The 10,274-nt window shown below is 60.2% G+C and carries 3 protein-coding genes and 1 pseudogene; 3 read left to right on the top strand and 1 reads right to left on the bottom strand.

The window, feature by feature from the left end:
- The first annotated feature begins 15 nt into the window (after positions 1-15).
- From CD58_RS19830 to CD58_RS19840, 3 genes and pseudogenes are all read left to right on the top strand, one after another.
- Positions 16-891, top strand: coding sequence for a formylglycine-generating enzyme family protein (locus CD58_RS19830; protein ID WP_025214730.1), 876 nt, complete (start codon positions 16-18; stop codon positions 889-891).
- 348 nt (positions 892-1,239) lie between these two features.
- Entirely contained in the window at positions 1,240-2,898 is a 1,659-nt protein-coding gene (locus tag CD58_RS19835) for a cyclic peptide export ABC transporter (RefSeq protein ID WP_025214731.1), read from the top strand.
- A gap of 37 nt (positions 2,899-2,935) precedes the next feature.
- A pseudogene (locus CD58_RS19840) lies at positions 2,936-7,077 on the top strand (amino acid adenylation domain-containing protein).
- 204 nt (positions 7,078-7,281) lie between these two features.
- Here CD58_RS19840 and CD58_RS19845 read toward each other — a convergent pair.
- A complete protein-coding gene (locus CD58_RS19845) occupies positions 7,282-9,747 on the bottom strand; it encodes a TonB-dependent siderophore receptor (RefSeq protein WP_025214732.1) in 2,466 nt (821 codons plus the stop codon).
- Positions 9,748-10,274: the final 527 nt, after the last annotated feature.

Below are 10,274 nucleotides of genomic sequence, written 5' to 3' on the forward strand. Positions count from 1 at the left end.
TATCGAGAGAAATGGATGAACAGTTTTTCGTTGAAGCTATTGCCGGCACTGACCCTCGCCGCCCTGTTGCCCTCCGGCGCCCAGGCCTCGCAACCGGGCCAGGTGTTCCGTGACTGCAAGGACTGCCCGGAAATGGTCGTGCTGCCCACCGGCACCTTCCAGATGGGCACCCCGGAAGGCGAAGTCGGCCGCGAACCCGACGAAGGCCCGATGCACCCGGTGACCTTCGCCAAACCACTGGCGATCAGCCGCTTCCAGGTGCTCAAGGGCGAATGGTTCGCCTACCTGCGCGACACCGGCTATTCGATGCCCGACGGCGATAAGCGCCCCGGTCGCGCCTGCAAGGCCGGCATTCCGGATTACCAGGGCAGCGACCCGCGCAAGCAATACACCGACCGACACCCGGCGGTGTGCATGGACTTCGCCGAGGCCAACGCTTACGTGGCCTGGCTGTCGAAAAAAACCGGCAAGCACTACCGGCTGGTCAGCGAATCCCTGCGCGAGTACGCGGCGCGCGGCGGCAGCACCGGCCCGTTCCCCTTCCCGTTCGACGAGGGCAAGGAATACAGCATCGCCCAACACGCCAACACCTACGGCGCGGCGGACGGCTACAACTTCACCGCACCGGCCGGCAGCTATGCGCCCAATGTCTTCGGCGTCTACGACATGCACGGCAACATCTACGAGTGGACGGCCGATTGCTACAACGACAGCTATGTCGGCGCGCCGAGCGACGGCAGTGCCTGGCTGACCGGCAAGTGCGAGTTCAAGCGTATCCGTGGCAACGATTGGGGCGAAGCACCGGTGTTCTCCCGCTCGGGCAACCGCAACGCGCTGGTGCCCAGCGATCGGGGTGACTGGATTGGTTTTCGGGTGGCGCGGGATATGTAAATCAACGGTCTCGCCCAAATACCTGTTTGGACCGGGGACATGGTTAACCTTGTGGCGAGGGATTTATCCCCGCTGGGCTGCGAAGCGGCCCCCAATGAAATACCACCTCGATATTTCTGACTGATCGGTGTCGCTTGTCTTGGGGCCGCTTCGCGGCCCAGCGGGGATAAATCCCCTCGCCACAGGTGCCTTGCTCGTCCCGATAGATGGGGTGAGCACCACTAAATCCCCTCCACTACCAATCGTTCTACAGGTGGGCGCGCCCCAACCGGCGTGCCGCCGTCCTCCAGCCCATGCGGTGAATGCCCGCGATGGCCTTCGCCCTTTTCATCAAGCAGGGAAACCTCCATGAGCCAACCAACCCGCGGGGTGATCAATGAAATGTTCACCTTGCTCAAACCCTTCCGGCTGATTGTCGTAGGCTCCATCCTCTTGGGCATGCTGGGTGGCCTGAGCATCACCGCCCTGCTGGCGACCATCAACGACGCCCTGAACGCCGCCACAACGCCCACGCCACGGCTGCTGGTGACGTTCGCCGGGCTTTGCGCGGCGGCGCTGCTGGCCTCGATTCTGTCGGACATCGGCACCAACCATGTCGGCCAGAACATCATCGCCGAGCTGCGTAAATCCCTGGGCAAGAAAGTCCTGCTGGCGCCCATCGAACAGATCGAACGTTATCGCAGCCATCGGCTCATTCCGGTGTTGACCCACGACGTCAACACCGTCAGCGATTTCGCCTTTTCTTTCGCGCCGCTGGCCATCGCCTTCACGGTCACCCTCGGTTGCCTGGGTTACCTGGCCTACCTGTCACTGCCGATGTTTTTGCTGCTGCTGGTGGCGCTGGTGATCGGCACGGTCGTGCAATACCTGGCACGTGCCCGCGGCATCCGGGGGTTCGAAGCCGCCCGTGAGGCCGAAGATGCACTGCAGAAACACTACGGCGCCATCGCCGCCGGGGCCAAGGAACTGCGTATTCATCGCCCACGCCGCCAGCGCATGTTCAGCCAACGCATCGAAGCGACCGCCGACTATATCTGCGCGACCAACATCCGCTCGGTCAACACGTTCGTGGTGGCCAAGACCTTCGGCTCGATGCTGTTTTTTGTGGTCATTGGCCTGGTCCTGGCCCTGCAATCACTGTGGCTGGGCATTGATAAAACCGTGCTCAGCGGCTTCGTGCTGGTGCTGTTGTACATGAAGGGCCCGCTGGAATACCTGGTGATGACCTTGCCGGTGATCAGCCGGGCGAACATTGCCTTCAAGCGCATTGCCGAACTGGCCGAGCAATTCTCCTCACCCGAGCCGCATCTGCTGCTCAACGACAAGCACCTGCACAAACCCACGATCCAGCAGCTGGAACTGCGTGATGTGCACTACGCCTTCCCGGTGGTCGAGGGCAGCCAACCCTTCGCCCTGGGACCGGTCAACCTGTCCATCGCCCAAGGTGACATTGTGTTCATCGTCGGCGAGAACGGCGGCGGCAAGACCACGCTGATCAAACTGCTGCTGGGCCTCTATTTCCCCCAGGGTGGTGAAATCCTCCTCGACGGCGCGCCGGTAGGGGCCGCTCAACGGGACGATTATCGCCAGTTGTTCACCACGATTTTTGCCGATTACTACCTGTTCGATGAGCTGGTCCAGGGCGATCAACAGGTGCCCAAGGACGCCAATCGCTACCTGGAGCGTCTGGAAATCGCCCACAAGGTCAGCATCCGCGACGGTGCCTTCAGCACCACCGATCTGTCCACCGGCCAGCGCAAACGCCTGGCGTTGCTCAATGCCTGGCTCGAGGAGCGTCCCGTGCTGGTGTTCGACGAATGGGCCGCCGACCAGGATCCGCTGTTCCGGCGGGTGTTCTATACCGAACTGCTGCCGGAACTGAAGGCGCTGGGCAAAACCATCATCGTCATTTCCCACGACGACCGCTATTTCGACATCGCCGATCAACTGGTCCGGATGCAGGCCGGTCAGGTGGTCAGTGAAAAAGCTCCGGCGGCGTTTGCCTGAACCCGCCCGACGCAATGCTGTTTACCGCGAGAACACCATGAACGAACTGCTAGATGATGATCTGCTGACGCTGCTGCTGGAGGATGTCGCTGGCGACATGCAAGCCAACTCCTGCCGACTGGACCGCGCCCCCTGTCTTTCGCCCAGCAACGCTTGTGGCTGGAGCACCAGCGTGACCCGGCCCGTTCGGCCTACAACCTGCCACGCGCCCTGCGCCTGAGCGGTGAGCTCGATGCCGAGGCCCTGGAGCAGGCCCTGAATCGTGTCATCGACCGCCACGACATCCTGCGTACCGCGTTCAATGACATCGACGGCGCGCCGGTCCAGGTGGTCGAGCGCAACGCCTGCCTCGTCCTGCACCGGGAAGACCTCGGCGCCCTCGCCCCCCATGCGCGTGCCACGGCACTCTCACAACGCATCGAACTGCACGCCGGGCAACCGTTCGATCTCAGCCGCGCGCCGCTGATGCGGGCCACGCTCCTGAGGCTGGACAGCGACGAACACGTGCTGTTGCTCAACATGCATCACATCGTCTCCGATGCCTGGTCCAACACGATCCTCATGCAGGACATGACCCAGGCCTATGCCCGGGCCGTGCTCGGCGATCCGACACCGCTGCCACAATTGCCCATGCAATACGCCAACTACGCGACCCGCCAGCGAGGCGAGTATTTGCAAAGCACGGCCTGCCAGCGCAGTGGCGAATACTGGAGTCGCTACTTGGGGCAGGACCTGCCCACGTTGGAGCTGCCCCAGGATTTCCCCCGCGCCACGGGCCAGCAACATATGGCCGGACGCGTACATCTGTCACTTGCCCCCGCAATGGCCCAGGCCCTGGACACGTTCTGCCAATGCCAGGGGCTGACGCCTTTCGTGGTGGCGCTGGGGGCCTGGCAAATGTTGCTGGGCCGATACAGCAACCAGGACGATTTCACCGTCGGCGTGCCCAACGCCAACCGCAACAACCATGAAAGCCAGGACCTGGTGGGGTTCTTCGTCAGCAGCCAGGTGTACCGGACGCGGATCGATTCGAGCCACAGCGCGTTGGATTTTCTGCAGAATTTGCGCGCCCAGTCCCTCGCGGCGCTGGAACATGCCGACTACCCGCTGGAGCTGATCCTCGATCAACTGCAACGTCCCGGCGCACAGGGCTTGTTCCAGGTCTTGTTCAACTGGCGCACCGGCTCACCGGCCCAGCCGATCTCGCCCAAAGGCGAACTGGCCCTGGAGTTTCTCGATACGGGCGACAGCCAGGCCAAGTTCGACTTGTCGCTGGATGTCGACTATTCACAGCAGCAGATAGTGGCGACGTTCGAATACAGCCGTGATCTCTATCGCACTGAAACCATCGAGCGCATGGCCGAGCACTGGCAGAACCTGTTGCGGAGCCTGATCGAAACACCTGAACGTGCCCTCGGCGAACTGCAATTGCTCAGCGCGGATGAACGCCAGCAAACCCTGCACGACTGGAACCGCCAGCCGACCCAACTGCCCCGTGAGCGTTGCCTGCACCAGGTGATTGAACGCCATGCCGCCGCCACGGGCGACGCCATCGCCCTGACCTTTGAAGGGCAGCACATGAGCTATGCCGAGCTCAACCGACAAGCCAACCTATTGGCCCATCGGCTGATCGAGCAAGGCGTCGGGCCCGACGTGCTGGTCGGCATCGCCGTCGAGCGGTCGCCGCAGATGCTCATCGGCCTGCTGGCGATTCTCAAGGCCGGTGGCGCCTACGTGCCGCTGGACCCGGCCTACCCCGCCGACCGTCTGGCCTACATGATCCAGGACAGCGGCGTCACCCAGATCCTGACCCAGGCTCATTTGCGTGAATCGCTAGCGCTGCCCGCGGGCATAGGCTGTCTGTTGCTGGATTCGGACGATGCCGATAGCGCCTATCCCGAACACAATCCGGATGTGCCAATGCATCCGGATAACCTGGCGTACGTGATCTACACCTCAGGCTCGACCGGCAAGCCCAAGGGCGCACTGCTGGCGCACCACAACGTCAGCCGCTTGTTCCAGGCCACGGAGCACTGGTTCAGCTTCGATCACCAGGACGTGTGGTGCCTGTTCCATTCCTATGCCTTCGACTTTTCCGTGTGGGAGATTTTCGGTGCCTTGCTGCACGGCGGCCGGCTGCTCATCGTGCCTCACGCCGTAAGCCGTTCGCCGCAGGAGTTCTACGCCCTGCTTTGCCAGGAAAACGTCACCGTGCTCAACCAGACGCCCTCGGCGTTCAAGTCATTGTTGCAGGTCGCCTGCGAGCCTCACCAGCCGCTTGAGCACCGGTTACGCCAAGTCATTTTTGGCGGCGAAGCGATTGATGTGCAGAGCCTGCGTCCCTGGTTCGAACGTTTCGGCGACCAGTCGCCTCGATTGATCAATATGTATGGCATCACGGAAACCACGGTCCATGTCACCTGGCGACCGCTGTCGATGGATGACCTGAACAGCGAGGCCGCGAGCCCGATCGGCCAGCCCATCGTCGACCTGTCCTGGTATCTGCTCGACGCGCACCTGAACCCGGTCCCCAAGGGTTGCACCGGTGAGTTGTATGTCGGCCGGGCCGGCCTGGCTCGTGGCTACCACCAGCGCGCCGACCTGACCGCCAGCCGGTTTGTCCCCGATCCGTTCGATCCGCTGCCGGGTGGACGCCTGTATCGCACCGGCGACCTGGCGCGCTACCGCACCAACGGCAGCATCGAATACATCGGGCGTCTGGATCATCAGGTCAAGATCCGTGGATTCCGCATTGAATTGGGCGAAATCCAGGCGCGCCTGCAAGCGCTGCCGCAGGTGCGCGATTGTGTCGTGTTGACCCATGAAGGCCCGGGCGGCCTGCAACTGATCGCCTATGTGATTGCCACGCAAGCGTCCACGACCGAATTACGCGAAGGTTTGTTGAGCGCGCTCAAAGCACAGCTGCCGGACTACATGGTGCCCAGTCATCTGCTGTTCATCGATCACTGGCCGCTCAATGCCAATGGCAAGCTCGACCGCAAGGCCTTGCCGGAGCCCGATGCCAGCCTCCGGCATTCGAACTACGTAGCGCCCCGCACTCAGTTGGAAGAGGCCCTGGCGCAGCTCTGGCAACAGTCCCTCAAGGTCGAGCGCGTGGGGGTCAACGACAGCTTCTTTGAACTGGGCGGGCATTCGATCCTGGCCATCGAGCTGATCGCCAACCTCAAGGCCCGTCTGAATATCACGGTGCGGCTGCAAGAGCTGCTGGCCCACCCGAGCATCGCCGAGCTGGCCCTGTTCATTTCGCAAAAACATCGGGAGCAGACCCCATGCCTTGTCGAATTGAACAACGCACCCGCCAGCGCACCGCAGTTATTTTGCCTGCATCCCAGCGGGGGTATCGTCTTCTGCTATCAGCCACTGGCGCGCAAACTCCAACACCGGGCGCGCACCTTTGGCGTCATGCACCGTGGCTTCAGCGAACCCCATGCGAGCCCTGAAGCCTGGCGCGAGATGATCGCCGATTACAGCCGGGAAATCGTCAACGCCCAGCCCCAAGGCCCGTATTACCTGATGGGCTGGTCCCTGGGTGGAACCATTGCGCTGGACATCGCGGCGACGCTGGAAAGCCAGGGCCACACCGTGAGTTTTCTCGGCCTGGTGGACAGCACGATTCCGGAACACCTGTACCCGGCAACCTTGGCGCGTCATCGGCATTTGCCAGGCGATGGGCAAATCGACCCGGCCTCCCAGGATCTGCTTGGAGCCATCGAATACTTCGACCTGCTGTTCCCAACCCTCACCGAGCGCACGGCGGCTTACCGACAAGAGCACCCCAACAGCACGGTCCAGGCATTCCACCAATGGGCCGCCAGCCAGATCGAGCCGGGGCGAGGCGACTTGTTGTCAATCGTGCAGAGCGTCAAGGATGAAGTCATGAACGCCCAGGCGTTCTCGGTGCATGATCGGTTGCTGGAAGCGTTCGACGGATTCACCTTCAAACCGGTACGGGTACGGCCCAGTTGCTGGTGGACCCAGGCGGAAAAAACTGCGGAAGAGCTGGCCTTCTGCGAAGCCTTGATCAAGGGCTACAGCCTGACCGGTGAGCTGCAGTGTTCGGTGCATTCGCCGTTGCGCCATCGCAGCATGATCTTTGATGAGGGGTTGCTTGATTCGCTGATCGAGGTTTTTCTGGGCAGTGCGACACCCGATAAATAGCGTCAGGCACAGTCATTGTGGTGAGGGAGCTTGCTCCCGCTGGGCTGCGCAGCAGCCCTTTTTTGTGAGCGCTTCGCACTCAAGCGGGAGCAAGCTCCCTCGCCACAGGTTTTGCATTCCCCTGAAAACTGGCTGGACGGCCTGGCAAACCCCATAAAAAAACCGACCCGCACAAGGCGGGTCGGTTTTTTCTGTACGTGTGAATCAGAACTGCGGTTTGTACGTCACGCTGAACATCATGTTGCGTGGATCACCGTAGTAGTTATTCGCGCTGAGCTGACTGTAGGACGGAATGAAGTACTTCTTATCGAATATGTTGTTGAAGTTCACTGCCAGGTTCACTTCATCAGTCAGGTCATACCCCACTCGCGAGCTCCAGATGGAAAAACCCGGCTGATCGAATTGGCGATCATAGCTGACCGTGCTGCTCTGGGTGTTGACTCCACCCCCGACACTGACTTTGTGCCAGTCACCCGGCAACCGATAGTCAGCCCAGATACGTACCATGTGCTTGGGTGTCCAGGTACTGAACACCTTGCCCTTGTAATCCGCGTCTTCCAGAAACTTTGTGATGTTATAGGTGTAGCTGCTCGACACCTGTAAGCCCGGTGCTACTTCACCACTAACTTCAGCTTCGAAACCTTGGCTTCTGACCTTGCCCGTCGCTACCGAACAATACCAACCATCACAAGCGAGACCACCGCTGATGTCGCTGACCGCACGGTTCTCGTGATCGTATCGGAAGATCGCAAACGAGGTATTGAGCTGGCCATCCATTAGCTCGCCCTTGAGGCCCAACTCGTAGTTGGTGCCCTCGACCGGCTTGAGGATCGACTGACTCGTATCGCGCACGGTCTGAGGAATGAACACATCCGAGTAGCTGGCGTAGGCCGACCACTGGTCGTTCAGGGCATACACCAGCCCGTAGTATGGTGTGACCTTACCGCTATGCTTGGCCGTGCTGCTTGCTGGATCAGCGTTCTCGACACGAGCAAAATAGGTCTGGGCGTCATAGGCAAAGTCATACCAACTGGATCGCGCACCGACGATCAGTGTCAGCGGCTCCGTCACATTGACGCGCCATGTGCCATAAATGCCTTTCTGCCGCACGTCATAGGTGCTTTCGGTCAGGTTCGCACTGTCGGCAATGCTATCGAAGGTGGGGGACGGTCGATGATGATTGATGTCGTCAATGTCCACTCCAGGTGTAAAAGCCCGGGCGAAAGCGTCGTTGGTTTTAAGCTTGGTGTAGTTGGCGCCCAACATCACATTCTGTTTGAACGACAGTGCTTCGAAGTCGCCATTGACGTAGGCATCGAACCCAAGTGTCTTGGTAGAGAAATCGGTTGAATAATCCGCATAACGCGCACCGGTCCCATCGGCCGCTATCGTACCGGTGATGAACTGATACGTCGCTTCATTGGACTCGTTCATGGCCATAGCTGCGGCTTTGACCTTCCAGTTATCATTGAAGTGGTGCTCCAGATCCAGGAACACCGAAGTTTGATCATTCATCGCTCGGTTCCAACTGGCGCCAGCAAATGAGGAGCGCCCCAAGTTCAAGGCCGTACCGTCGCTGTAGCGCGGAAGACCGATCAGGTAAGGGGTGGAGTGACTTTTCTTATTGCTGGCACCGATGCCAAGCACCGTATCCGGGCTCAGGTCAAAATCCACGGCGCCATAGACAGTCTGTTCCCAGTTCGACACATAATCCGTGAACGAATTGCCTTTTTCATAATTGACCACGGCCCGACCACGAATGGTGCCTTCGGAGTTCAGCGGACCGCCGACATCCGCCTGGCTTGCATAGCGGTCCCAACTGCCGGCCTTGGCGCTCAACGTAACTGTTGGCACGGCTTGCGGGCGTTTGCGTACCATATTGATCGCGCCCCCAGGACTGTTGGCGCCCTGCAACAGGCCAGCCGCGCCACGAAGGAATTCAACGCGATCATAAACAGCCATGTTTTCGGTGATGTAGCTACCCAGCGAGTAAACATTACGCGGGACCGGAACACCGTCGTACTGCAGCGTTTCGATATCGAAACCACGGGCATAGATGAACATGCCGGGGCCGGGTGATTTAATCGAACTCATCCCAGGGGTGCTTTCAATGGCCTGGGTCAGGTTGGTGATGTTCTGGTCATCCATGCGCTTGCGGGTCAAGACACTGACCGACTGCGGGATATCCTTGAGCTTCTGGTCCCCCTTTCCGATGGTCACCGCCCCCGTGGTGTAAGAGTTGGTGCCCTCGGTGGTCACACCCAATTGCCGGCCGCTGATTGTCGTCGCGCCCAGCTCAATCGCCGAACTCGCATTACTGCGCGTGATTATCAGCGTATTGCCTTCGACGCTGTAGCGCACACCAGTGCCCTTGAGCAATTCGGCGATGGCCGCCTGCGGGCTCATCTTGCCGCTGACGCGGGTGCTTTTCAGGCCGGCCATGTCGGCGGCGTTGTAGATCACTTGCTGGTTGGTCTGCTGACCGAATGCTTGCAGCGCTTGCGGCAGCGGTTGCGCAGGAATGTCGATGCTGACGTCTTCAGCCATCACCTGAGCGCTGAGTGGCAGTACGCAGACCAACCCCAAACCGGCCAACACCCGACGTGAACGCAGGCCGCGGGACATGACGAGTGCCTTGAACAGAGGTTTCAACTCATGAATTGCTGACATCGCGCTCTCTATTATGGGTAAGTAAAAGTCCATGGGGCCGAAGGGCCCGCCGCTCGCCAGCACAGGTGAACCCGCACGATCGATTGCCTCGGGGCAATGGGTCAGTGCGTGGCCGACCGGCCCCTCCCCGGGCACGGTCATCTGGCTGGACGACGGCGAAATCTTTACTGGACAAATCCGGCACCTGGGCTGCCCTGCCCAACCTGATTTGCCCGCATACCTTAGTAAGACGCAGCACCTGCAAAAAACCGGAATGAGTTTATTTATCATTCGCGTAAAAAATAAAAAAACCGGCGCTGATGGGCGCCGGCTTTTTTAATGAACACCGCCAATACCAAAGCGGTGAACACACAATTGTGGTGAGGGGATTTATCCCCGCTGGGCTGCGCAGCAGCCCTAAAACCAGGCAACTCGGTGTGTCAGGAAGATCTGAGCTCATTGCTTTAGGGCTGCTTCGCAGCCCAACGGGGATAAATCCCCTCACCACAATGTTCTGCTTGGGTTTTAAGATTTGATCCGTCCTTGGA

It is taken from the genome of Pseudomonas brassicacearum (assembly GCF_000585995.1).
In the GTDB taxonomy this organism is placed as follows: Bacteria; Pseudomonadota; Gammaproteobacteria; order Pseudomonadales; family Pseudomonadaceae; genus Aquipseudomonas; species Aquipseudomonas brassicacearum_A.